Below are 22,045 nucleotides of genomic sequence, written 5' to 3' on the forward strand. Positions count from 1 at the left end.
TGCCTTTGATGTGGATCAGGAGCAAAGGCATCGCCCGCGAGCGGGCTCCTACGGGGCTGGCGGTTGGACGTTCCCCCATTCTTCGAGCACGCACGCATGAAAACCCGCCGCCTGATGAGGCACCTGCGCAATCACGCCGTCCCGGCGTCGGTGCATGCGCCGTACGAACATCGCGCGCATGAGCCCGCTGCGCCGAGCCAGCCGCTGGGCGATCGCGCGACAGACGCCCAGCGCCGCAGCGAGATGCGGCGGTCGCTGCTGCGCTGGCGCAGCTTCGGCACCACGGTGCTGGTGCTGCTTGCCGCGGCGTTGGCCACGCCGGTGCACGCGGACAAGATCCGCGATCTCGCCTCGGTCGGCGGCGTGCGCAACAACCAGCTCATCGGTTATGGCCTGGTGGTGGGCCTGGATGGTTCTGGCGACCAGACTACGCAGGCGCCGTTCACCACGCAGAGCCTGGAGAACATGCTGCAGCAGTTCGGCATCGTGGTGCCGGCCAACGCGCGCCCGCAGCTGAAGAACGCCGCCGCGGTGATCGTTACCGCCGACCTGCCGCCGTTCGCCAAGCCGGGCCAGACCATCGACGTTACCGTGGCCTCGATTGGCAACGCCAAGACGCTGCGCGGCGGCCAGCTGCTGATGGCGCCGCTGAAGGGCGCCGACGGCAACACCTACGCCATTGCCCAGGGCAGCGTGGTGATCGGCGGCATCAGCGCGCAGGGCAAGAGCGGCTCCAGCGTGCAGGTGAACATCTCCGACTCCGGCCGCATCCCCAACGGCGCCACGGTGGAACGCAGCGTGCCCTCGGCGTTCGGCAACGGCGGCGACCTCATGCTCAACCTCAATACGCCCGATTTCACCACCGCATCGCGCGTGGTCAAGGCGATCAACGCCGCCTATGGAGCCGGCACCGCCAACGCCATCGATGGCGGCTCGATCGCCGTGCGCAGCCCGATGGACCCGTCGCAGAAGGTGGCGTGGCTGGGCGATATCCAGAACATCGACGTGACTCCTGCCGACGCGCCCGCGCGTGTGGTGGTCAACTCGCGTACCGGCACCGTGGTGATCGGTTCGGATGTGCGCGTGAGCGCCGCCGCGGTGGCGCACGGCTCGATCCAGGTAACCATCAGCGAGCAGCCGCTGGTGAGCCAGCCCAACGCCTTCAGCAAGGGCCAGACGGCGATCGTGCCGTCCAGCGACGTGCGCGTAAGTGAAGATGGCGGGCACATGTTCAAGTTCGGTCCCGGGGTGAGCCTGGACACCATCGTGCGCGCTGTGAACCAGGTGGGTGCGGCGCCGAGCGATCTCATTTCCATCCTGCAGGCGCTCAAGCAGGCCGGTGCGCTGCATGCGGAGCTGGTGGTGATCTGACATGGCCTCCGGCATCGATTCCGCTGCGCAGAACGTCAACACCTGGACCGACCTGTCCGGCTTCAACGCGCTGCGCCAGAGCGCGCAGTCCGATGCGAAGTCGGCGTTGCCGGTGGTGGCCAAGCAGTTCGAGTCGATCTTCACCCAGATGGTGCTGAAGTCGATGCGCGACGCCAATTTCGGCGATCCCAACTTCGACAGCCAGGCCGGCGATTCGTGGCAAGGCCTGGCCGATCACCAGCTGGCGGTGACGCTGTCCAGCCAGGGACATGGCCTGGGCATCGCCGAGATGCTGGTGCGCCAACTCGGCGGCAAGGCGGCACCTGCGAGTCCCGGTGCGGCTGGGCTGGCGCCGCCCTCCGGGGCATCCGCAGCGCCTTCCGGCGCCGATGGCGACGATGGCTGGTTGTCCCGCCTCGGCTCGGTGGCTCGCTCGGCCGGGTCCGCTGCCGTGACGGCCGCTTCGCAGTTCATTCCCGGTGACCCGGCGGATTTCGTCACCAAGATGGCGCCGTACGCGCAGAAGGCGGCCGAGAAGCTCGGCGTTTCGGTGCGCGCCGTGCTGGCGCAGGCCGCGCTGGAAACCCAATGGGGCAAGCACATGCCGCAGCACGGTGATGGCACGCCCAGCTACAACCTGTTCGGCATGAAGGCGGGCTCCGGCTGGGGCGGCGAGCGCGTCAGTGTGCCCACACTGGAAGTGGAGGGTGGGGTGCCGGTGCGCAAACGCGCCGCGTTCCGTGCCTACGAATCGCCGGCACAGTCGTTCGACGACTATGCCCGCCTGCTCGGCGACAACCCACGTTACGCGCAGGCGCTGGGCAAGGGCGACGACGTGGCGGGTTTTGCCCGCGGCCTGGTGCAGGGCGGCTACGCCACTGATCCGTCCTATGCTCACAAGGTTGCCGCCATCGCCAATAGCCCGGCGATGCGTCAGGCGCTCGATGCGCTCAAGAACGGCGTCGACGCGCCGACATCCCTCGAATGAAGCGCCCAGGACTGATCCATGGCTAACCTGCTCAGCACCGGCATCTCCGGCCTCAACGCGGCCCAGGTGGCGCTCAATACGGTCGGCAACAACATCACCAATGCCGGCACCGACGGCTACAGCCGCGAGGTGGTGCGTCAGACCGAGCGTGTGGTGCCGCCGTCGAACCGCTTCACCGTGGGCAACGGCGTGGACGTGGTGGCGGTGGAGCGCGCCTATTCCAGCTATCTCACCAGTGCGGTATGGAGCAGCAACGCGAACCTCTCGCGCGCCACCACGTACAACGACCTGGCCACCACGCTCAACAGCATGCTCAGCGCCAGCGGCGACCTGCAGGGCGCGCTGGACAATTTCTATGGTGCCTTCGATACCGTCGCGAACGCGCCGGCTGCCGGCGACAGCTCCGCACGGCAGGCACTGCTGGGCAACGCCTCCACCGTGGCCTCGGTGTTCACCACGCTCGGCGCGCAGTTGGACAGCCAGCAGAAGCAGATCAACGGCCAGATCACCAACACTGTCAAAAGCATCAACACCACGCTCGACAATATCGCCAGCCTCAACCGCAAGATCCACGACAGCCTGGGCAGCGGCACGCCGAACGCACTGCTGGACCAGCGCGATGCCTTGGTCAACAGCTTGTCCGGCTACCTCGGCGTGACCGCCGTGAGTGAGACCGACGGCACCTACAGCATCTACAGCAGCAGCGGACAAAGCCTGGTCAGCGGCAGCAACGCGTTCAAGTTGTCCACCGGCAGCGACCCTTACGACACCGGGCGCGTCGACGTGCTCGACAGCAGCGGTAGCGACATCACCTCGCGCATCAGCGGCGGTTCGCTCGGCGCCTTGCTCGACTACCGCAGCAACGTGCTGGACAGCGCGCAGAACCGGCTTGGCCAGGCAGCGATCGGCCTGGCCACCAGCGTCAACGCACAGCAGGGCAAGGGCCTGGACCTCAACGGCCAGCTCGGCAAGCCGATCTTCGCGCTGCCCGCGCCGCAGGCGCTGCCCGCCGCCAGCAACGCGGGGACGGCCACAGTGGCCGCGCAGGTGACGGACGTTGCAGCACTGGACAGCGCCGACTACACGCTGCGCTACGACGGCAGCGCCTGGAGCATGACCACCACCGGCGGCCAGCCCGTGGCGCTCACCACCAATCCCGACGGTTCGCTCAGCGGTGCAGGTCTCACCTTGGCGGTATCCGGCGCGGCGCAGGCCGGCGACAGCTTCCGCATCCAGCCGACCCGAAACGCCGCCAGCGGCTTGACGGTGAGCCTCACCGACCCGTCCGGCATCGCCGCCGCGGCAGCCCTGCAAAGCAAGGCTGCCAGCGCGAACACCGGTAGCGGCGCGGTGTCGTCGCTGCAGGTGACCGACGCCAGCAATCCGGCGCTGCTCACCGGCGTCACGGTGGCGTTTCCCACCGCCGGCACCTACACCCTCACCGATGCCGGCGGCACCGTGCTGGGCAGTGGCGCGTACACCCCGGGGCAGACGCTGTCGGCCAATGGCTGGAGTCTCACCTTGTCCGGCGCGCCGGCGGCGGGCGACAGCTTCGCGATCAGCGCCAACAGCAACGGCCTCAACGACAACGCCAACGCGCTGGCGCTGGCCGGGCTGGCCGATACGGGCGTCCTGGCCGGCGGCAGCCGATCGGTAATCGACAACTACACCCTGCTCACCACCGAAATCGGCAACGCCGGTTCCCAGGCAGCCAGCAACCTGACCACGCAGACCAGCCTGCACGGCCAGGCCATGTCGGCGCAGCAGGCCGTGTCGGGCGTGAATCTCGACGAGGAGGCCGCCAACCTCGTGAAGTATCAGCAGGCCTACCAGGCCTCAGCGCAAGTGATCTCCACCGCCCAGTCCATTTTCAGCAGCCTGCTCGCTGCCGTGCAGAGGTAATCGTCATGCGCCTTTCCACCAGCTGGATGTACCAGCAGTCGCTGGCCAGCATGATGAATCAGCAGAGCTCGCTGGCGGCCACACAGAACCAGGTGAGCACCGGCAAGCGCATCAACGTGGCCTCGGACGATCCGGCCGGTGCCGGGCGCGTCATCAGCCTCAGTCACATCCTCGCGGCGAACTCCCAGTACACCGCCAACATCGACGCGGCGAGCACGCGGCTGGACACGGCGCAGTCCACGCTCAATTCGGTCAACGATCTCTACAACAGCGCACGCGACCTCACCCTGCAGGCGCTCAACGGTTCGCTCGCCGACAGCGATCGTCAGGCGATCGCCACCCAGCTCACGCAGATGCGCGATCAGCTACTGCAGATGGCCAACACCACCGACGCTACCGGCCAGGCGTTGTTCGCCGGTACTAGCAGCAACACCGTGCCGTTCCTGAAGAGCGCTAACGGCAGCGTGAGCTACGCCGGCAACGATGGCCAGCCGCGCGCGGCTATCGGTGCCGGGTTGACCGTGCCGACCGGCGAGTCCGGCAGCGCGATCTTCATGGACGTGGCGGCGGGCAACGGCCGCTTCGTCGCCAGCGCCGCGGCCGGCAACACCGGCACGCTGGTGGTGGGCGAGAACGCGGTGTCCGATCCCACTACGTTCGCCACGGGTATCGCAGCCAGCGGCGGCTACACGATCACCTTCGACGGCGCCGGCAACTGGAGCGCCCTGGACGGCAGCGGTAATCAGCTGCTCGACAGTGGCGGCAACCCGGTCACCGGCACCTATACCGCAGGCGGCAGCATCAGCTTCAACGGCCTCACGCTCTCGCTCGATGGTGAGCCGCAGGCCGGCGATTCGGTGAGCATCCAGGGGGGCACGACGCAGGATGTGTTCACCACCTTCAACAACATGATCACTGCGCTACAAAGTGGCGGCAGTTCGGCGCAGATGACCAACACCCTCAACCGCCAGTTGGAAGCGCTCGACAGCGCGCAGGCGGAAGTGACGCGAGCCGAGGTGGACATCGGCGGACGCACCAACGCACTCGCGGCGCAGCGTGCGGCATACCAGGATCTCGGCGTGACCTATCAGAGCACGCTGTCGGACACGCGCGATGTGGACGTCTATCAGGCGATCAGCAGCCTGTCGATCCAGTCCACCGCCCTGCAGGCATCGCAGCAGGTGTTTGCGCAGGTGAAGTCGATGAGCCTGTTCAACTACATCAAGTAGTTCGCGGTTTGCTGTTTGCTCCGAAGACGCCGCGGCTTGCCGCGGCGTCTTCGCTTATGCCTGCGGTCGCGCGCGAGGCCTACAGCTACGCCATCGGCGGTCGATAGAAACAGTCGTTCCCGTTCCGGGTTGCGGCGTGCGAACCACGTCGCAAAAAAAAATCAAGTAGTGATGCTCAAGTAATTTTCGCCGCTGACGAAACAGTCCCTGAGGCGGATGGCATCCCATACGGAACCCCGCCGGGAATACAGCAAGCCACACCATCCGGCTATCGATTTCCGTCAGGAGAACATCCCCATGTCATTGGTCATCAACACCAACGTTTCGTCGCTGAACACGCAGAACAACCTGAGCAAGTCGCAGAGCGCGCTGGCCCAGGCCACGCAGCGCCTGTCCTCGGGCCTGAAGATCAACAGCGCCGCGGACAACGCCGCAGGCTTTGCGATCTCGCAGCGCTACACCACGCAGATCGGCGGTCTGGCCCAGGCCAGCGCCAACGCCTCGGACGCGATCAACCTGGCGCAGACCACCGGCTCGGCGCTGGATCAGGTCACCGCCAACCTGCAGGCGATCCGCGACCTGGCTGCACAGTCGGCCAACGGCACCTACAGCGATGCCGACCGCAAGACGATCGACAACGAAGTGCAGCAGCGTCTGCAGGAAGTGACCCGCATCGCCAACCAGACCACGTTCAACGGCAAGAAGGTGCTGGACGGCTCGCTGCAGTCGCAGAGCTTCCAGATCGGCGCCAACGTGGGCCAGACCGTGTCGGTGAGCCTGGGCCAGAGCGTCAAGGCCAGCGACCTGGGTGCGGTGGCCGAGGTCAAGACCGGCGACATCAGCGGCAAGATTGGCCCGCAGGGCGCAAAGGTGGTGGGCAGTGCCAACACTGCAACGGACTTCTCCGGCACCAACGACGTCAAGTTCACCGTCGACGGCAACACAGTGACTCTGAACTCCGACCTGACCGATGCCGACGGCGTTGCCAGCGCGATTCAGACCCAGTTGAACTCTGCGGCCGCCGGCAAGTACACCGTCACGAACAACGCGGGCAAGCTGACCATCGCCACCACCGCCACGGGCGCGAGCGCCGCAGCACCGGTCATTGCCGATGCGGGCGGTACCGCCAACGTTAGCACGGTGCTGGGCGCTGCTCCGGTCTCCTCGGCGGGCGTCGACAATACCGATCTGTCCGGTGAGGGCCTGACGGTCAACGGCAAGGCGGTCGACCTGACGGGCGCCAAGAGCCTGCAGGACGTGTCCGACGCGATCAACGCCGCAGGCGTCGACGGCGTCAGCGCGGCGGTGAGCGCCGACGGCAAGGGCATCAACTTCTACTCCAACAGTGCGCTGACGCTCACCGACACCGGCGGCAACATCGTCGGCGCCAATGCCAAGGACGTGAATGCCAATGCGACCTACACCGCCGGTACGGCGGCGGCCACGGGCGGCTCGCTCGCTGGTGGCACGGTGGGCACGGTGGACGGTGCCAATGATCTGATCTCGCGCATCGACGTAGCGCTGAGCTCGGTGGCGGATTTTGCTGCCCAGCTGGGTGCGGTGCAGAACCGCTTCCAGTCGACGATCTCCACGCTGAGCTCGCAGTCGACCAACCTGAAAGCCTCGCAGTCGACCATCCAGGACGCGGACTTCGCGGCCGAGACGGCCAACCTGAGCAAGGCGCAGGTACTGCAGCAGGCCGGTATCTCGGTGCTGTCGCAGGCCAACTCCAACCCGCAGCAGGTGCTTAAGCTCCTGCAGTGACGGAGAACAGCGCGGCGCGCTGACAAGCCGCCGAACTTTTCGCGGCGCCACCGGTGGTTTCGGTGGCGCCGTTCTTCTTTGTGCCGGAACGTAGCTGCGCTTGGAGCGGGGCGCGTTCCGCCCAGGCGACGGGCTTCAGTTTGTTGCCGTTTGGCCGATCACCTTCGCATCGGCAAAGCGAGCTTTCTCGCTCCCGCCACGTCCACGCGGCGGGCCACTGGCGAGGTTCTTGCTACCAAACCGTCAGGGCGCGGACAGCGTCAAGAAACCCACGGGAACCGGCATGGCCATCACCAACGTCAATACCAACACCAGCGGCAGCACGGGCAGCGCCATCTTGAGCTCGGCCGGCATCGGCTCGGGGCTGAACGTGGATTCCATTGTCACGGCCCTGGTGAATGACAAGAAGGCCGGTCCGCAGGCGCAGATCACCGACAAGGCGACCCAGACCAACGCCCTGCTGACTGGGTTGGCCTCGCTCAGTTCGGCGCTCGGCTCACTGCAGTCGTCGCTTTCCACGCTGACCCAGGCCAGCACCTTCGCCAGCTTCAACGCCACGCTGGGCGACAGTGCCATCGGCACCACCAGCACGCTGGCCAGCGCGCAGCCGGGTAGCTATGCGCTGGTGGTGCAGAACCTGGCCACTGCGCAGAAGCGGGCCAGCGACGCCTATGCATCCACCGCGGCGGTGGGCGACGGATCGCTGACGCTCAGCGTGGGCGCCAACAGCGCCAACATAGCGATCGGCGCCACCGACACCGTTGCGGACATCGCCGCCAAGATCAACGCGGCCAAGGACAACCCCGGGGTCACCGCGACCGTGGTCAACGGTGCCGGCGGCGCGCAACTGCTGCTCAGCTCGAGCAAGACCGGCGTGGCCAACGGCTTCAGCGTGAGTGCCGGTTCGGGAAGCAGCACCGGCCTGTCCACCCTGGCCGCCAAGCTCAATACCGCCGGTGCCAGCGAGGCGGCCGATGCCAAGCTGAGCCTGGACGGCATCAACATCACCAGCGCGAGCAACAGCGTGAGCGGCGCCATCGATGGCGTCACCATCAACCTGGCCGCCGCCGGCAGCACCACTCTTACCGTGTCGCGCGACAACAGCGCCGCGACGAAGGCCGTGCAGGGCTTCGTCGATGCGTACAACAGCTACGTCAACACGGTCGGTACGCTATCGAGCTACGACAAGGACACCGGCCAGGCCGGCATCCTGCTGGGCGACACCACGCTCAACTCGGTTCAGCGGCAGATCGGCAGCGTGCTGAGCGGCAAGGTCGCCGGCAACAGCATCGGGTCGCTGGCGTCTCTGGGTATCACCCGCTCGGCGGACGGCTCGCTAGCGGTGGACAACGCCAAGCTGGCCTCCACGCTGGACAGCAATCCCTCGGCCGTGCAGGACCTGTTCGCCGGCTCGAACGGCTACGCCAAGCGCCTGAATACGGCGCTGGACGGCTTCACCACCTCGGGTGGAATCATCTCCACGCGGCAGCAGAGCCTCACCGACAGCCTGAGCAAGCTCAACACGCAGCAGAGCCAGCTCGATGCACGCATGAGCGTCTACGAGAAGCAGTTACGCGATCAGTACACGCAGCTCGACACCCTGGTTTCTTCGCTCAATAACACCAGCAGCTATCTCACCGGCGCGCTGGCGCAGCTCGAAGCCACCTACACCAAGAAAAGTTGATCCAGGAGCGCCTCATGACCTACGGACCCCTGCGCCAAGCCAGCGCCCTCTACCAGCAGAACAGCGTCGCTGGCGTCGAGAGCGCCGATTCGCACCAGCTCGTGAGCCTGCTGCTCGACGGCGCGATGGATCGCATCGCCCAGGCACGCGGCCATCTGCAGCACGGCAATGTGGCGGCCAAGGGCAGCTGCATCTCCAAGGCAGTGGCGATCATCGGCGAACTGCGCGACAGCCTGGACCACAAGGTGGATCCCGCCTTCAGCCAGCGGCTGGAATCGCTCTACGAATACGTCACCCGGCGCCTGCTCTACGCGCAGTTGCATGACGACGTGGCGGCGCTGGACGAGTCCTCTCGTTTGCTCGCGCCGGTACGCGAGGGCTGGCAGGGCATCCGCACCCACTACCTCGCCACGTCCGCTGCGCAGGCCAAGAGCGCGTAATGAACGAGGCGCCGCATCCCGATCTGCAGCGGGCGCTCGTGCTGAGCGCAGACATGCTGCAGGCCGCCGGCCGCGGTGACTGGGCCGGCGCCAGCGCACTGCAGGCCGAGTGCGACCGGCTGCTGCGCCAGGCGCCGATCAACGCCGCCGGACTGATGGCCATGCGCCAGCTGCAACTGGATCAGCGCGCCTTGCTCGAGCTGGCTGCCCAGGCCCGCAACGCGGTGAGCGATCATCTCTCGCGCCATCATGTGAACCACCGCGCGGTGAGCGCTTACCTGGATACCGCCGACCCCGGCTGAGGCCGGTGAACGCGACCGCCGGGTCACGCCGCGCTATAGGATTTCCGCCATGACCGATGCCCTCTGGCTTGCCTTCTCCGAACGCGTCTGCGTCGACGATCAACTGCGCCTGGCGCTGCTGCCGCGCGGGGAAGGCGCCAGCTCGCTGGCACAGCTGGGCGAGCGCAACCTGTCGACCCTGGCGAGCATCGCGGCCATCGAGGAGCGCCGCGCCGATGGCGCCGACGACGACAGCCCGGTGCTGCAGGAGCTGGCGCGGCTGGACGCCAAGCTCAACGCCCTGGTCGACATCGTCAACCGGCTGCTAGTGCCGGCCAGCGCCTTGCCAGCCCGCGCGCATATTCGTTTCAACGCGATCGGCGCGCTTGTACCCGCGGCCCTGCTGCCCGCCGGAGGGGATGCGGTGTGCATGCGCATTTATCTGGATGCCTGTCCCAGCCTGCCGCTGGAATTGCCTGCGCGCGTGCAGCGTCGACTTGATGACGGCCTGGCCTTTCTGGCCTTCGAGCCGCTAGGGGATGCCGCGGCCGATGCGATCGAGCGGCTGGTTTTTCGCCATCACCGACGCAAAGTGGCCGAGGCGCGTCAGTCCCTGACCTGAACCTTTCCGACCTGCCGGGTCACTCTGTGATGGCCGTCACGTAAACGATTTCAGCAAGGTCGGATGCAAGTGTGATCTGCCTCACGTTTTGAGGGGCCGGTGCGCGAAATTGTTGACGGGCCAAATTGTCGACGTGACCGCCGACGTCACCTGTACCGGGTCGTTCCAAAACAGCAAAATCTTTACGTGACATTCATTTACGTGAACCTGCGCGACGTCATCGCCTCCGCAAGAAAAGCGGGTGACGCGCAGCGGCGATGCGGCTGACGCCCCCGGCCGTCGGCGCGCTGGCGCACTGGCCTTCTTCTTGCTCCCTCTCTCGACGTGGACCGACGACAAACCGTCACGGTCCGGAAAAACACAGCGGCTCTCCCACCCAACCGCTGCGTTCCACCCAAGTCAGAACGAGAGGCGTCGCACGATGGACAAGTCCGATTTCCTGGTCATCGAATCGAACCCGCTGCGGGCCGCTTCGGTCATTTCCGCGCTGCAGTTTCTTGGCTTTTCTCCGCTGCACGCCGGAAGCGTGGATCAGGCTCCGCCCGACGCCGCCTGGCGCGGCGTGTACATCGGCGACGTCAGCGACGAGGCCTCCGCGGAAAGCCAGCTGGCCGGTCTGGGCGAGACCATCGCGCATCTCCCGCTGCTGCTGGCCGAGGACTCGACGTGGGCCTCGCGCATGTTGGCGGCGAGCTCGCCGTTCTTTACCCGGGTGGGGGTGATCGGTTTTCCGCTGCGCTATGAGCAGTTCGCCGAGGCGATGCGCTGCGCCACCGCCCGCGCCACCGGGGTGCGTCGCGGCGAGCAGCGCTTCGTCGGCGAGTCGCGCGCCATGGCGCGGGTCAATGCCCTGATCCGCCAGGTGGCCCCGTTCGATTCCAGCGTGCTGGTGCTGGGTGAATCGGGTACCGGCAAGGAAATGGTCGCCCGCACCATCCACGACTGCTCGCCGCGCAAGGACAAGCCGTTCATCGCGATCAACTGCGGCGCGATTCCCGCCGAGCTGCTTGAAAGCGAGCTGTTCGGCCACGAGAAGGGCGCCTTCACCGGCGCGATCAGCTCGCGCAAGGGCCGCTTCGAGCTGGCCGAAGGCGGCACGTTGTTCCTCGATGAGATCGGCGACATGAGCCTGCCGATGCAGGTGAAGCTGCTTCGCGTGCTGCAGGAGCGCATGTTCGAGCGCGTGGGCGGCAACAAGACGCTGCGCTGCGACGTGCGCATCATTGCTGCCACCCACCGCAACCTGGAGCAGGCGATCACCGATGGTCGCTTCCGCGAGGATCTGTTCTATCGCCTGAGCGTGTTCCCGCTGGAGCTGCCCTCGCTGCGCGAGAGGCTGGAAGACCTGCCGGTGCTTATCAACGAATTCAACCAGCGCCTGGAGCGCCGGGGCGTGGGTTCGGTGCGCTTCTCGGCCAGCGCGCTGCAGACGCTGCGCGGCTATCCGTGGCCGGGCAACGTGCGCGAATTGTGCAACCTGGTCGAGCGCCTGGCGATTCTGTATCCGCATGCCGAAGTGCGCGCCGGCGAACTGCCCGAGCGCTATCGCGGCGCCACGCCCGCCGAGGAGCCCAGCAGCAGTCAGCTGCTGACCATGATGGACGCGGTGGTGGGCGACCACGCCGCCGTCAACGATGCGACGCAGCTGCCCGAGGGCGGCATCGACCTGAAGGATCACCTGGCCGACATCGAGGTGGGCCTGATCCGTCAGGCGCTCGACGTCACCGACGGCGTAGTGGCGCACGCCGCCAAGCTGCTGCGCATGCAGCGCACCACGCTGGTGGAAAAGCTGCGCAAGTACGGGCTGCAGAACGGCCTGGCCGCGTGAGGGCAGGGGCTCTGGCTCCATGGCACACATCGTGCAGTAACCCCTGCGGAAACCCGTCACGCGTTGGAAAACCGTCATGACCACGATCGACGTCAACAGCCTGCTCAGCCAGATGCGCCAGATGTCCGCCCAGGTGCGTTCGCCGGAGGTGGCGTTCTCCTCCACGGCGATACCGGCGACTGCACCGACCAGCGGCGCCAGTCCGTTCGGCGCCCTGCTCAAGCAGTCGATTGCCGCGGTGGGGGACAGCCAAGCCACGGCCGGGCGCATGGCCGCGGCGTTCGAGCGTGGCGACCAGGGCGCGGATCTGGCTCGCACGATGGTGGCGATCCAGAAGGCCGACCTCTCGCTCAACGCGATGACGCAGGTGCGCAACAAGCTCGTCGATGCCTACAAAGACATCATGAACATGCCGGTCTGACGGCTGCCCTCTCCTTCGCCCATCGATAACGAGCAATCCCCATGGCAGACGGCGGCATGACCCCCACGGAACCGAAGGTCGACAGCGAGCGCCCCGGCGCGCGCCTCGATCTTCGCGACATTGCGCGCAGCCCGGCCTCACGGCAGTTGATGCTGCTGGTGGGCGTCGCGCTGGCGGTGGCGATGGGCGTGGCAGTGGTGCTGTGGTCGCGCGGTCCCAACTACGGCATGTTGTATGCGGGGCTGGACCAGAAAGACGCCGCCGCCATCACCCAGGCGCTGCAGGCGAGCAACACGCCTTATACGCTGGCCGGCGACGGCACCACCATCATGGCGCCGCAGGCCGATCTGGCCGCGATCCGTCTGCGCCTGGCCGGGCAGGGGCTGCCGCAGGGCAGCGCCAACAGCACCATCCTGCCGGCGGCCGATTCACCGTTCGGCATGAGCGACATGGCCGAGCGCACGCGCTACCAGCAGATGCTGGAGACCGATCTGGGCAACACCATCGGCGCGCTGCAGTCGGTGAAGTCCGCGCGCGTGCACCTGGCGCTGCCCAAGCCCTCGGCATTCATCCGCGACAATCGCCAGGCCAGCGCCTCGGTGCTGGTGACCCTGTTCCCCGGACGCCAGCTCGACGCCAGCCAGGTGGCGGCGATCGTGCATCTGGTGTCTTCCAGCGTCCCCGAGCTCGACGCCAAGCAGGTATCGGTGGTCGATCAGCAGGGCCAGCTGCTCACCGGCGACGCGCCGGACAGCGCCGCCGCCGTGGGTGACACCCGCCTGCGCCTGGCCACGCGTATCGAGAACACCTACGCCCAGCGCATCGAAGAGTTGCTCACGCCGCTGGTCGGCGCCGGCAAGGTGCGCGCGCAGGTGTACGCCGATCTGGACTTCAGCCAGACCGAGAAGGCCACCGAAACCTACGATCACGATCACCCGGCCTTGCGCAGCGAGCAGACCAGCTCCGAGCAGCGCGTGGATGGCGCCGCCAATGGCGCCGTACCCGGCGCGTTGAGCAACCAGCCGCCGAACACGGTGGCGCAGCCCACAGCGGCTAATCCGCAGGCCGGCGCAGCGCCCAACGGGGCCGCCAATGGTGCCGCGGGTGCCAACGCCGCCAGCACCACCACGGTCACGCCCAGCGACACCTCCTCCAGCGCCACCCGCAACTACGAGCTCGATCGCACCATCAGCCACGTCAGCGATCCGGCCGGGCGGCTGTCGCGGATCAGCGTAGCGGTGGTGGTCGACAACAAGCTTGTCGGCAGCGGCAAGGACGCCAAGAGCGTGCCGTTCACCCAGCAGGAACTCGATCACCTCACCGAGCTGGCCAAGAACGCCGTCGGCTTCAATGCCGCGCGCGGCGACACGGTGAGCGTGGTGAACCAGCCGTTCCATCACGATGTGACGGCCGACGGGGCGGGCGATTCGCCGATCCCGTTCTGGCAGCGCCCGGGCATGCTCGACCTGATCAAGCAGGGCGGCGGCATCCTGGTGGCGCTGCTGGTGGCCTTCGGCCTGCTGCGTCCGCTGCTCAAGGGGCTTACCCGTGGCCCGGCCCGTGCCAGCGCGCCGATGGCGAACGCTCTGCCGTCGCCGATGCCGAAAGTTTCCGTGCGCGTGGACGATATCCCAGAGGACGAGCCCGCCCGCATCGGGCAGGCGATTGCCTACGAGCAGAAGATCCACATGGCCAGGCGTCTGGTGAGCGAAAACCCCAAGCAGGTCGCGCAGGTCGTGCGCAACTGGGTGGGCGACAATGGCTGAGCAGGTTTCCGAGGGCGCCCGCAACGCCGCCATTCTGCTGCTCACGCTGGGTGAGCAGGATGCGGCCGAAGTGCTCAAGCATCTCTCCGCCCGCGACGTGCAGGCGGTGGGCTCGGCGATGGCCGGCCTCACCAGCGTCACCCGCGACCAGGTCGAGCAGGTGCTCAACCGCCTCAATGAGGACGTCGGCCGGCAGACCGCGCTGGGCGTCGGCACCGAGGACTACATCCGCAAGATCCTCACCAACGCGCTGGGCGAGAGCAAGGCCGGTGGCCTGATCGACCGCATCCTGCTGGGTCGCTCCAGCAAGGGTCTGGAATCGCTCAAGTGGATGGAGAGCCGCGCGATTGCCGAGCTCATCAACCTCGAGCACCCGCAGATCATCGCGCTGGTGCTGGCGCATCTGGAGCCCGATCAGGCCGCCGAAGTGCTCGGCTACCTGCCGCCGCGCACGCGCTCGGACGCGGTGATGCGCATCGCCACGCTCGACGGCGTGCAGCCGCATGCGCTCAACGAACTGGACGAAATCATGGAGCGCCAGTTCTCTGGCAACTCCACCAAGCTCAAGTCGGCCAACGTGGGTGGCCTCAAGGCCGCCGCGGACATCCTCAACGCGATGGAGACCAGCCGCGAGGCCGAGCTGATGTCGGCGATCCGCAGCCAGGACGCCAGCCTCGGCGGCAAGATCGAAGAGCTGATGTTCGTCTTCGACGACCTCGCCGGCCTGGACGACCGCAGCATGCAGACCCTGCTGCGCGAAGTGCCCTCCACGCGCCTCACCGTGGCGCTCAAGGGCGCCGAGCCGGCGATGCGCGAGAAGATCTTCGCCAACATGTCCAAGCGTGCCGCCGACATGCTGCGTGACGATCTCGAAGTGGCCGGCCCGGTGCGCGTGAGCGAAGTGGATGCCGCGCAGAAGGAAGTGCTGATGATCGCGCGCCGACTGGCCGATGCCGGCCAGCTCACCCTGGCCGGCGGCGGAGATGACTTCGTCTGATGGCCGCGCAGATCATCCGCGACACGTTTGCCGGCGCCGAGCGCTGGGAACTGCCCCAGGTGCACGACGCCGCGCGCAGCGAGCCGGTGAACGACCTGCCGGCGCCGCCCACAGTGGCCGATCTCGAGGCGCTGGAACGCCAGGCACGTGACGAGGGTTACGCCGCCGGCCGCGCCGAAGGCATCGCCGATGCAGCGCGTGAGCAGCGCGCCGTGGTGGCGCGGCTGGAATCACTGCTGGAATCTGCCGCGCGTCCACTGGCCGCACTGGACGACGCCACTGAACAGGAACTGGCGCGACTAGCGGTGGTGATCGCTCGCCGCGTGCTGGCGCATGAACTGAGCACTGCACCCGAGCTGATCGTGCAGACCGTGCAACAGGCGGCACGCGCGCTGCCCTCGGCAACGCGCGAACTGCGCGTGCGCGTGCATCCGGATGATCTGGCCGTGCTGCGCGAACACGCGGTGGCCGAAGAACACTGGCAACTGCTGCCCGATCCCGCGTTGGCGCGCGGCGATTGCCTGCTGGAGAGCGAGCGCTCGCGCCTGGACGCCCGCGTGGAAACCCGCCTGGCCGCCGTGGTCGACGCCGTGCTCGGTCTGGACGAAGACGATGGCGACGAGGAGATCACCGCGTGAGCGGCCACGCCGCCAGCGCCCGCGTGATCGAGCTGGCCGCGCATCCGGCGATGCACTCGCGCCCGCGCTGGATCGACGAAGCTGCGGCGCCGCTCGTCACTCCATCACGTGGCGATGAGACCGCCGATGCGCGCATGGCCGTGCGCATCGCCCGACGCCGGGCACGCGCACTGCCCCCGGTACAGAACGTGCGCGTGATGCGCTTTCGCGCCTGGCTTCCCCTGTTCTGGCTGTGGCGCCGCTGGCGCCTCGGCTACCCGCTTTCGCGCCTCTGGTGTGCTTCCGCGCGGTTGTCCTCCCCGTCTTCCTCCCCCGGCGGCGCGGTGCGACAGCCCAAGCGATCCCCCCGTCCCGTGGGCGCACACCGGCGGCGCGATCTTTCTGCCGTTACCACCCGCCGCCCGTCGCGCGGCCAGGCGCTGGCGCGATGAGCGCCGATCCACTGGCGCTGCGCCGCGAGCGCTGGCGCGAGCAGCTGGCGCGGCGCGGCCGTCGCGCCGAAGCGTCGCATCCGCTGGTCGTCGAAGGACGGCTGCGTCGCGTGGTGGGCCTGACCCTGGAGGCCGAGGGCTGCGAGGCGGCGCTCGGCGCGCGCTGCCTAGTCGACACCGCCGAGGGTGACCAGCTCGATACCGAAGTGGTCGGCTTCGCCGACGAGCGCCTGTTGCTGATGCCGGTGGGCGAAATGCACGGCGTGCTGCCGAATGCCCGCGTGCGCCCCTGCGCGCGCGCTGGCGGGCTGCCGGTAGGGCAGGGCCTGCTGGGTCGCGTGATTGGCGCCGATGGCCTGCCGCTGGATGGCTTGGGTCCGCTCGACGCCGACGAACACGCCGCGCTCAAGGGCGAGCCGATCAATCCGATGTCGCGCAAGCCCATCGACACCCCGCTGGACACCGGCGTGCGCGCGATCAACGCGCTGCTCACCGTCGGCCGCGGCCAGCGTCTGGGCCTGTTCGCCGGCTCCGGCGTGGGCAAGTCGACCCTGCTCGGCATGATGACCAGGTACACCGACGCCGATGTGGTGGTGGTCGGGCTGATCGGCGAGCGCGGTCGCGAGGTGAAGGAGTTCGTCGAGCACACACTGGGCGAGGAAGGTCGCCGCCGCGCGGTAATCGTCGCCGCGCCGGCCGACGCACCGCCGCTCAAGCGCCTGCGCGGCGCGCAGTACGCCACCGCGATTGCCGAATGGTTTCGCGACCGCGGCCTGCGCGTGCTGCTGCTGATGGATTCGCTCACTCGCTACGCCCAGGCGCAGCGCGAGATCGCCCTGGCGATCGGCGAGCCGCCGGCGACCAAGGGCTACCCGCCGTCGGTGTTCGCGATGCTGCCGGCACTGGTCGAGCGCGCCGGCAACGATGCCGAAGGCCGCGGCTCGATCACCGCGTTCTACACGGTGCTCACCGAGGGCGACGACTACCGCCACGATCCCATCGCCGACGCGGCGCGCGCCATTCTCGACGGCCACATCGTGCTCTCGCGCGATCTGGCCGAGGCCGGCCACTACCCAGCGATCGACATCGAGGCGTCGATCAGCCGCGTGATGCCGGCCGTGGCCAGGCGCGAGCACCTGCGTGCGGCGCAGCGCTTCCGCCAGGTGTATTCGGCGTACCGCCAGCAGCGCGACCTGATCGCCGTGGGCGCCTACCAGAAGGGTTCCGACCCGCAGGTGGACCACGCCATCGTGATGTGGCCGCGCCTGCGCGCCTTTCTGCAGCAGGAAGTGGACGAACCGATGACGCTGGCCCAGGGTATCGAGGCGCTGCGCACGCTCACGGGTGAAGCCGACGCATGAGTTCACGCGCCGATCGCCTGCAGCCGGCCGTCGACCAGGCGCACAAGCGCCGCGACGACGCCATGCAGAAGCTCGCCGAGCAGCAGCAGCGCGTGGCACGCGCCGAGCATCAGCTCGGCGAACTGAAGCGCTACCGTCAGGATTACGCCGCGGGGCAGGGCGACGGCATGAGCGTCAGTGCGCTGCTCAATCGCCAGCAGTTCATCGAGCGCATCGACCGCGCCATCGAGCAGCAGCAGACCGAAGTGCAGCGCCAGCTGCGCCAGCTCGATCACGCCCGCGGCCAGTGGCGCGATGCGCATGCGCGCGAGCAGGCGCTGGACAGCGTGGTGAGCAATTACCGCGAGCTGGAGCGCAAGGCGGAAGACCGCCGCGAGCAGTCCGACATTGACGAACGCATGCAGCATCGCCGCCCGCCCGGGCCAGGCCGATAGGCCAGCCGCCACGCCCGGCACTTGGCGCGAACCTTGCTGCAACTCTCTCACTGCCGACCGGCCGACGAATTTCCGACGAGGTTCCCATGCCCGCCACCGCCGCCCTTTCCGTGACTCCGACCGTCGTCTCCACCGCGTCCGCACCCGTCGAGTCGCGCGGCCCGACCGATGCCGGCCGCGCCTTCGACAGTCATCTGGATGCCGCACGACAGCAGCGCGACAGCGACGCTCCCACCGATACCGTATCGAAGGACACGACGCCGACCGACACCTCCCGCGCCCGCGACGCCCACGCCAGCCGCAAGCGCGCGGATGGCGCCGAAGCGTCTACGACGCCAGAGGACACGTCCTCGGCGACGGATGCGGCCAGCACTGCCGCCCCGACGCCCACCGTGGAGGCCGATCCAACGCAGCCCGCGCCGGTGGCCCAGGCGCCCGCACCGACCGCGGACGATGAACTGACGCCCGATGCCATCTCCGTTGCCGGCGCCATGCTCGCCTTGCTCGGCCAGGCAATGCCGGCCAATGCCTCGGCGGCCACCGGCGGTGCCGCCAAGGTGATGGCGGCCAGCGTACTCAAGGCCTCGATGGGGCAGGCGCCCGCTGCGGAGCCGGCGGTTGCGGACGCGCAGGCGACGCTTGCTGGCACCAGTACCGATGCCGCCGTCGACGCGAGCGCCGCGCCGACCACCCAGACAGCGACCGCCGGCGCGGCGGCGCTAGCCGACGTATTCGCCGCCGGCGCGACCAAGCTGGCCGCGCACAAGGGAACGGACGGCCCGGCCGTGCAGGATCTGGCCGCGCTGCTGGGTACGGCGCCGCAGCCCACCGCCAACACCGGCGTGATGCCGCCGCACGCGCTGCACATCGCCAGCCCGGCCGGCAGCCCCGCGTTCGCGCAGGAGCTCGGCCAGCAGGTGGCGTGGCTCGGCAACCAGGACATCAAGCAGGCGAAGATCCGCCTGCACCCAGAAGAACTCGGACAAGTCGACGTGAGCGTGCGCATGCAGCACGGCGGCCAGGTCGACGTGACGTTCGCCGCGCAGCACCCGGCCGCGGTGCACGCGCTGCAGCAGACGCTGCCGCAGCTCGATACGCTGCTCGCCCAGCACGGCCTGTCGCTGGGTCAGGCGCAGGTCGGGCAGCAGTCGTCCGGCGGCGGTGACGGTTCGCGCGGCGGTACGCCATCGTTCCACGGTGATGGTGGCGAGGCGGGCAGCGACGAGCCGCTGGCCGCACCGGTCACGGTCAGTGCGCTGGGCCTGCTCGATACCTTTGCCTGAGTCGGCCTGTCGCAGCGCGATACGTCGCGTGGGCGGCGCGCGCTAGTCTGGCGAACGTCCCGATTCGCAGGCGCACCTCCGTGCAGCTGGATTTCACCTCGCTCGACCCCGCCGAGTCCTACCGCTGGCTCGCCTCCACCGTGACGCCACGGCCGATCGCCTGGGTGTCCACGGTATCCGCCACCGGCGTGAGCAACCTGGCGCCCTACAGTTTCTTCCAGGTGATCTGCGACGATCCGCCGACGCTGATGGTCAACGTGGGAAGGCTGCCGGGTGGCCGCCTGAAGGACACCCTGGTCAATGCGCGCGACACCGGCCAGCTGATCATCCACCTGGTCAGCGGCGCCCTGGCAGCCACGATGAACGAGACGGCGGCCACGCTGCCGCACGACGTCAGCGAGATCGAACAGCTGGGCCTGGACACCGTGCCGGGCGATCGCGTCGCGGTGCCGCGCCTGCCCGCCGCGCCGGTGGCTTTCGAATGCGAGGTGGCCGAGATCAAGCCGTACCCGGCCGAGCACCCGCGCCACTTCCTGATCTTCGCCCGCGTGCTGCTGGCGCATATCGACGATGCGGTGATGGCCGACGCGCGCCATGTTGATCCGGCCAGGCTCGATCTGATCGGACGCCTGGGCGGCCCCTGGTACGCCACCACGCGCGACCGGTTCGGCATGACGCGCCCGCCGTGAAATAGCGCCCCCGGGCTACAATTGCCCGGATGACTTCCATGACTTTCGATCTCAAGGCCACCGACGGCGCGGCCCGTCGCGGGCAGCTGACCTTCGCCCGCGGCACCGTGCAGACCCCCGCGTTCATGCCGGTGGGCACCTACGGTTCGGTCAAGGCGATGACCCCGCGCGACATCGTCGATATCGGCGCGGAGATCATTCTCGGCAACACCTTTCACCTGTTCCTGCGGCCGGGGTTGGAGATCGTCGAGCAGTTTGGCGGGCTGCATAAGTTCATCGGCTGGAACAAGCCGATCCTTACCGACTCGGGCGGCTTCCAGGTGTTCTCGCTGGCGCACAAGCGCAAGCTGGCCGAGGAGGGCGTGACGTTCGCCTCGCCGGTAGACGGCTCCAAGGTGTTCCTGTCGCCCGAAGTGTCGATGAAGATCCAGACCGTGCTGGACTCGGACATCGCGATGATCTTCGACGAGTGCACGCCGTACCCGGCCACCGAGAAAGTTGCCAGCGAGTCGATGGAGCTGTCGCTGCGCTGGGCCGAACGCTCGCGCCGGGCGTTCGACGATCTGAAGAATCCCAACAACCTGTTCGGCATCGTGCAGGGCAGCGTGTACGAGCCACTGCGCCGGCGTTCGGCCGAGGGGTTGGTCAACATCGGTTTCGACGGCTACGCGGTCGGCGGCCTGGCGGTGGGCGAGCCGGAAGCCGAGCGCAACCACACGCTGGATTTCACCGTCTCGCTGCTGCCGCAGGACAAGCCGCGCTACCTGATGGGCGTAGGCCGTCCGGAGGACATCGTGGAAGCGGTGCGCCGCGGCATCGACATGTTCGACTGCGTGATGCCCACCCGCAACGCGCGCAACGGCTTCCTGTTCGTGCCCGAGGGCACGCTGCGCATCCGCAACGCCAAGTTCGCCATGGACACGCGGGTGATCGAGGAGGGCTGCGACTGCTACGCCTGCGCCAACGGCTTCAGCCGCGCCTACCTGCGGCACCTGGACCGCTGCAACGAGATCCTCGCCAGCCAACTGGCCACCATGCACAACCTGCGGCACTACCAGCGCCTGATGGCCGGTCTGCGCGGCGCGATCGAGGCCGGCACGCTGGACGATTTCGCCGCCGAGTTCTACACCAGGCGCCAGCCGACGCCGTAACCGCCCGCTGGCATCGAGACCCCGTTGTAGGAGCCCGCGCGCGGGCGCTGCTCGTGGCTTCGATGTGGATCAGGAGCAAAGGCATCGCCCGCGAGCGGGCTCCTACAGTGGCGGCACGCCGTTGCGGGAACCAACGCGCGCCGGCGCGCTCCTAGACAGCGGCGCCGGGGAGTGGGCCGCAGTGCAGCCCCCGTGGGCGCATGGCATAATCCGGGATCTTTTATCAGGCGTTCGGCAGAAAATGCTGTCGGGGCCGCAACTTGCGAGACAAATCGATGAGTTTTGCCGTGACTTCCGTGATCGCCCAGGCCGCCCCCGCCGCAGCGGGCAACCCGATCATCAGCTTCCTGCCGCTGATCGGCCTGTTCGTGGTGTTCTACTTCCTGATGATCCGTCCGCAGATGAAGCGCCAGAAGGAGCACCGCACGATGCTCTCGGCGTTGTCGAAGGGCGATGAAGTGGTCACCAACGGCGGCATCGCCGGTCGCGTGGACGAGGTGGGCGAGAGCTTCCTGACGGTCGAGATCGCGCCGAACGTCAAGGTCAAGCTGCAGAAGGGCGCCATCTCCCAGGTGCTGCCCAAGGGCACGCTGAAGTCGTCCTGACGAGGCCGGACCCGGCCATCCGCCGCGGCCGAGGGGGCCGCGGCCTTCGAAGTAACGAGCAACGGGCTTCTTAAGGCATGAGTGACTTTCCACGCTGGAAATACGCGCTGGTCGCGTTGGTATTGCTGTTCGGCATCCTCTACGCGCTGCCCAACGCCTT

22 protein-coding genes are annotated in these 22,045 nt (G+C 67.9%); all 22 read left to right on the top strand.

All coding sequences use genetic code 11. From position 1 onward, the window contains the following. Positions 1-243 precede the first annotated feature (243 nt). Entirely contained in the window at positions 244-1,371 is a 1,128-nt protein-coding gene (locus ACTHJF_RS12940; RefSeq protein ID WP_440267486.1) for a flagellar basal body P-ring protein FlgI, read from the top strand. 1 nt (position 1,372) lies between these two features. Then, entirely contained in the window at positions 1,373-2,359 is a 987-nt protein-coding gene (gene flgJ, locus ACTHJF_RS12945; RefSeq protein WP_440267467.1) for a flagellar assembly peptidoglycan hydrolase FlgJ, read from the top strand. Between the two features lie 18 nt (positions 2,360-2,377). Further along, positions 2,378-4,261, top strand: a complete 1,884-nt coding sequence (gene flgK / locus ACTHJF_RS12950; RefSeq protein ID WP_440267468.1) for a flagellar hook-associated protein FlgK — start codon at positions 2,378-2,380, stop codon at positions 4,259-4,261. Between the two features lie 5 nt (positions 4,262-4,266). Continuing rightward, on the top strand, positions 4,267-5,490 hold the full coding sequence (gene flgL, locus ACTHJF_RS12955; RefSeq protein ID WP_440267469.1) for a flagellar hook-associated protein FlgL: 1,224 nt from the start codon (positions 4,267-4,269) through the stop codon (positions 5,488-5,490). A gap of 297 nt (positions 5,491-5,787) precedes the next feature. Then, positions 5,788-7,254, top strand: a complete 1,467-nt coding sequence (locus ACTHJF_RS12960) for a flagellin N-terminal helical domain-containing protein (RefSeq protein ID WP_440267470.1) — start codon at positions 5,788-5,790, stop codon at positions 7,252-7,254. Positions 7,255-7,537: 283 nt separating this feature from the next. After that, complete coding sequence (gene fliD / locus ACTHJF_RS12965) at positions 7,538-8,938, top strand: flagellar filament capping protein FliD (protein WP_440267471.1); 1,401 nt, start codon at positions 7,538-7,540, stop codon at positions 8,936-8,938. Positions 8,939-8,952: 14 nt separating this feature from the next. Then, on the top strand, positions 8,953-9,378 hold the full coding sequence (gene fliS, locus ACTHJF_RS12970) for a flagellar export chaperone FliS (protein ID WP_440267472.1): 426 nt from the start codon (positions 8,953-8,955) through the stop codon (positions 9,376-9,378). Next, positions 9,378-9,680 carry a hypothetical protein gene (locus tag ACTHJF_RS12975; RefSeq protein WP_440258670.1) on the top strand — a complete coding sequence of 101 codons (303 nt, stop codon included), beginning with the start codon at positions 9,378-9,380 and terminating at the stop codon, positions 9,678-9,680. Before fliS ends, ACTHJF_RS12975 begins: the two co-directional genes overlap by 1 nt. A 49-nt stretch (positions 9,681-9,729) precedes the next feature. Beyond that, on the top strand, positions 9,730-10,281 hold the full coding sequence (locus ACTHJF_RS12980) for a PilZ domain-containing protein (RefSeq protein WP_440267473.1): 552 nt from the start codon (positions 9,730-9,732) through the stop codon (positions 10,279-10,281). A 421-nt stretch (positions 10,282-10,702) separates the two neighbouring features. Continuing rightward, positions 10,703-12,109 (top strand): sigma-54 dependent transcriptional regulator, encoded by a 1,407-nt coding sequence (locus ACTHJF_RS12985; protein WP_440267474.1) that lies wholly within the window; start codon positions 10,703-10,705, stop codon positions 12,107-12,109. Between the two features lie 76 nt (positions 12,110-12,185). Continuing rightward, a complete protein-coding gene (gene fliE / locus ACTHJF_RS12990; protein ID WP_440267475.1) occupies positions 12,186-12,530 on the top strand; it encodes a flagellar hook-basal body complex protein FliE in 345 nt (114 codons plus the stop codon). A gap of 41 nt (positions 12,531-12,571) precedes the next feature. Further along, positions 12,572-14,296 carry a flagellar basal-body MS-ring/collar protein FliF gene (gene fliF, locus ACTHJF_RS12995; protein WP_440267476.1) on the top strand — a complete coding sequence of 575 codons (1,725 nt, stop codon included), beginning with the start codon at positions 12,572-12,574 and terminating at the stop codon, positions 14,294-14,296. After that, positions 14,289-15,293, top strand: coding sequence for a flagellar motor switch protein FliG (gene fliG / locus ACTHJF_RS13000; RefSeq protein WP_440267477.1), 1,005 nt, complete (start codon positions 14,289-14,291; stop codon positions 15,291-15,293). Before fliF ends, fliG begins: the two co-directional genes overlap by 8 nt. Continuing rightward, positions 15,293-15,931 carry a FliH/SctL family protein gene (locus ACTHJF_RS13005; protein WP_440267478.1) on the top strand — a complete coding sequence of 213 codons (639 nt, stop codon included), beginning with the start codon at positions 15,293-15,295 and terminating at the stop codon, positions 15,929-15,931. The genes fliG and ACTHJF_RS13005 overlap by 1 nt, the downstream gene beginning before the upstream one ends. Beyond that, positions 15,928-16,362, top strand: a complete 435-nt coding sequence (locus tag ACTHJF_RS13010; RefSeq protein ID WP_440267479.1) for a hypothetical protein — start codon at positions 15,928-15,930, stop codon at positions 16,360-16,362. Before ACTHJF_RS13005 ends, ACTHJF_RS13010 begins: the two co-directional genes overlap by 4 nt. After that, a complete protein-coding gene (gene fliI, locus ACTHJF_RS13015) occupies positions 16,359-17,723 on the top strand; it encodes a flagellar protein export ATPase FliI (protein WP_440267480.1) in 1,365 nt (454 codons plus the stop codon). Before ACTHJF_RS13010 ends, fliI begins: the two co-directional genes overlap by 4 nt. After that, positions 17,720-18,157 carry a flagellar export protein FliJ gene (gene fliJ, locus ACTHJF_RS13020; protein ID WP_440267481.1) on the top strand — a complete coding sequence of 146 codons (438 nt, stop codon included), beginning with the start codon at positions 17,720-17,722 and terminating at the stop codon, positions 18,155-18,157. Before fliI ends, fliJ begins: the two co-directional genes overlap by 4 nt. Positions 18,158-18,243: 86 nt before the next feature. Then, a complete protein-coding gene (locus ACTHJF_RS13025) occupies positions 18,244-19,440 on the top strand; it encodes a flagellar hook-length control protein FliK (RefSeq protein WP_440267482.1) in 1,197 nt (398 codons plus the stop codon). A gap of 80 nt (positions 19,441-19,520) precedes the next feature. After that, positions 19,521-20,129 carry a flavin reductase family protein gene (locus tag ACTHJF_RS13030; protein ID WP_440267483.1) on the top strand — a complete coding sequence of 203 codons (609 nt, stop codon included), beginning with the start codon at positions 19,521-19,523 and terminating at the stop codon, positions 20,127-20,129. A 29-nt stretch (positions 20,130-20,158) separates the two neighbouring features. Beyond that, entirely contained in the window at positions 20,159-21,280 is a 1,122-nt protein-coding gene (gene tgt, locus ACTHJF_RS13035) for a tRNA guanosine(34) transglycosylase Tgt (RefSeq protein WP_440267484.1), read from the top strand. A gap of 275 nt (positions 21,281-21,555) precedes the next feature. Further along, on the top strand, positions 21,556-21,885 hold the full coding sequence (yajC, locus tag ACTHJF_RS13040; protein WP_440267485.1) for a preprotein translocase subunit YajC: 330 nt from the start codon (positions 21,556-21,558) through the stop codon (positions 21,883-21,885). Between the two features lie 77 nt (positions 21,886-21,962). Beyond that, positions 21,963-22,045, top strand: an 83-nt coding sequence (locus tag ACTHJF_RS13045; protein ID WP_440267487.1) for a hypothetical protein, incomplete at its 3' end; no start/stop codon positions are given.

The organism is Dyella sp. (assembly GCF_051962475.1).
Lineage (GTDB): Bacteria > Pseudomonadota > Gammaproteobacteria > Xanthomonadales > Rhodanobacteraceae > Dyella_A.

What these genes read in the sequence shown, in the direction of transcription:
- flgK (WP_440267468.1), top strand. Translation starts at nt 2,378, where the DNA reads ATGGCTAACCTGCTCAGCACCGGCATCTCCGGCCTCAACGCGGCCCAG.
- ACTHJF_RS13005 (WP_440267478.1), top strand. Translation starts at nt 15,293, where the DNA reads ATGGCCGCGCAGATCATCCGCGACACGTTTGCCGGCGCCGAGCGCTGG.
- ACTHJF_RS12940 (WP_440267486.1), top strand. Translation starts at nt 244, where the DNA reads ATGCGGCGGTCGCTGCTGCGCTGGCGCAGCTTCGGCACCACGGTGCTG.
- ACTHJF_RS12980 (WP_440267473.1), top strand. Translation starts at nt 9,730, where the DNA reads ATGACCGATGCCCTCTGGCTTGCCTTCTCCGAACGCGTCTGCGTCGAC.
- fliF (WP_440267476.1), top strand. Translation starts at nt 12,572, where the DNA reads ATGGCAGACGGCGGCATGACCCCCACGGAACCGAAGGTCGACAGCGAG.
- fliD (WP_440267471.1), top strand. Translation starts at nt 7,538, where the DNA reads ATGGCCATCACCAACGTCAATACCAACACCAGCGGCAGCACGGGCAGC.
- flgL (WP_440267469.1), top strand. Translation starts at nt 4,267, where the DNA reads ATGCGCCTTTCCACCAGCTGGATGTACCAGCAGTCGCTGGCCAGCATG.
- yajC (WP_440267485.1), top strand. Translation starts at nt 21,556, where the DNA reads ATGAGTTTTGCCGTGACTTCCGTGATCGCCCAGGCCGCCCCCGCCGCA.
- fliI (WP_440267480.1), top strand. Translation starts at nt 16,359, where the DNA reads ATGAGCGCCGATCCACTGGCGCTGCGCCGCGAGCGCTGGCGCGAGCAG.
- flgJ (WP_440267467.1), top strand. Translation starts at nt 1,373, where the DNA reads ATGGCCTCCGGCATCGATTCCGCTGCGCAGAACGTCAACACCTGGACC.
- fliE (WP_440267475.1), top strand. Translation starts at nt 12,186, where the DNA reads ATGACCACGATCGACGTCAACAGCCTGCTCAGCCAGATGCGCCAGATG.
- ACTHJF_RS12975 (WP_440258670.1), top strand. Translation starts at nt 9,378, where the DNA reads ATGAACGAGGCGCCGCATCCCGATCTGCAGCGGGCGCTCGTGCTGAGC.
- ACTHJF_RS13025 (WP_440267482.1), top strand. Translation starts at nt 18,244, where the DNA reads ATGCCCGCCACCGCCGCCCTTTCCGTGACTCCGACCGTCGTCTCCACC.
- fliS (WP_440267472.1), top strand. Translation starts at nt 8,953, where the DNA reads ATGACCTACGGACCCCTGCGCCAAGCCAGCGCCCTCTACCAGCAGAAC.
- ACTHJF_RS12985 (WP_440267474.1), top strand. Translation starts at nt 10,703, where the DNA reads ATGGACAAGTCCGATTTCCTGGTCATCGAATCGAACCCGCTGCGGGCC.
- fliJ (WP_440267481.1), top strand. Translation starts at nt 17,720, where the DNA reads ATGAGTTCACGCGCCGATCGCCTGCAGCCGGCCGTCGACCAGGCGCAC.
- ACTHJF_RS12960 (WP_440267470.1), top strand. Translation starts at nt 5,788, where the DNA reads ATGTCATTGGTCATCAACACCAACGTTTCGTCGCTGAACACGCAGAAC.
- fliG (WP_440267477.1), top strand. Translation starts at nt 14,289, where the DNA reads ATGGCTGAGCAGGTTTCCGAGGGCGCCCGCAACGCCGCCATTCTGCTG.
- tgt (WP_440267484.1), top strand. Translation starts at nt 20,159, where the DNA reads ATGACTTCCATGACTTTCGATCTCAAGGCCACCGACGGCGCGGCCCGT.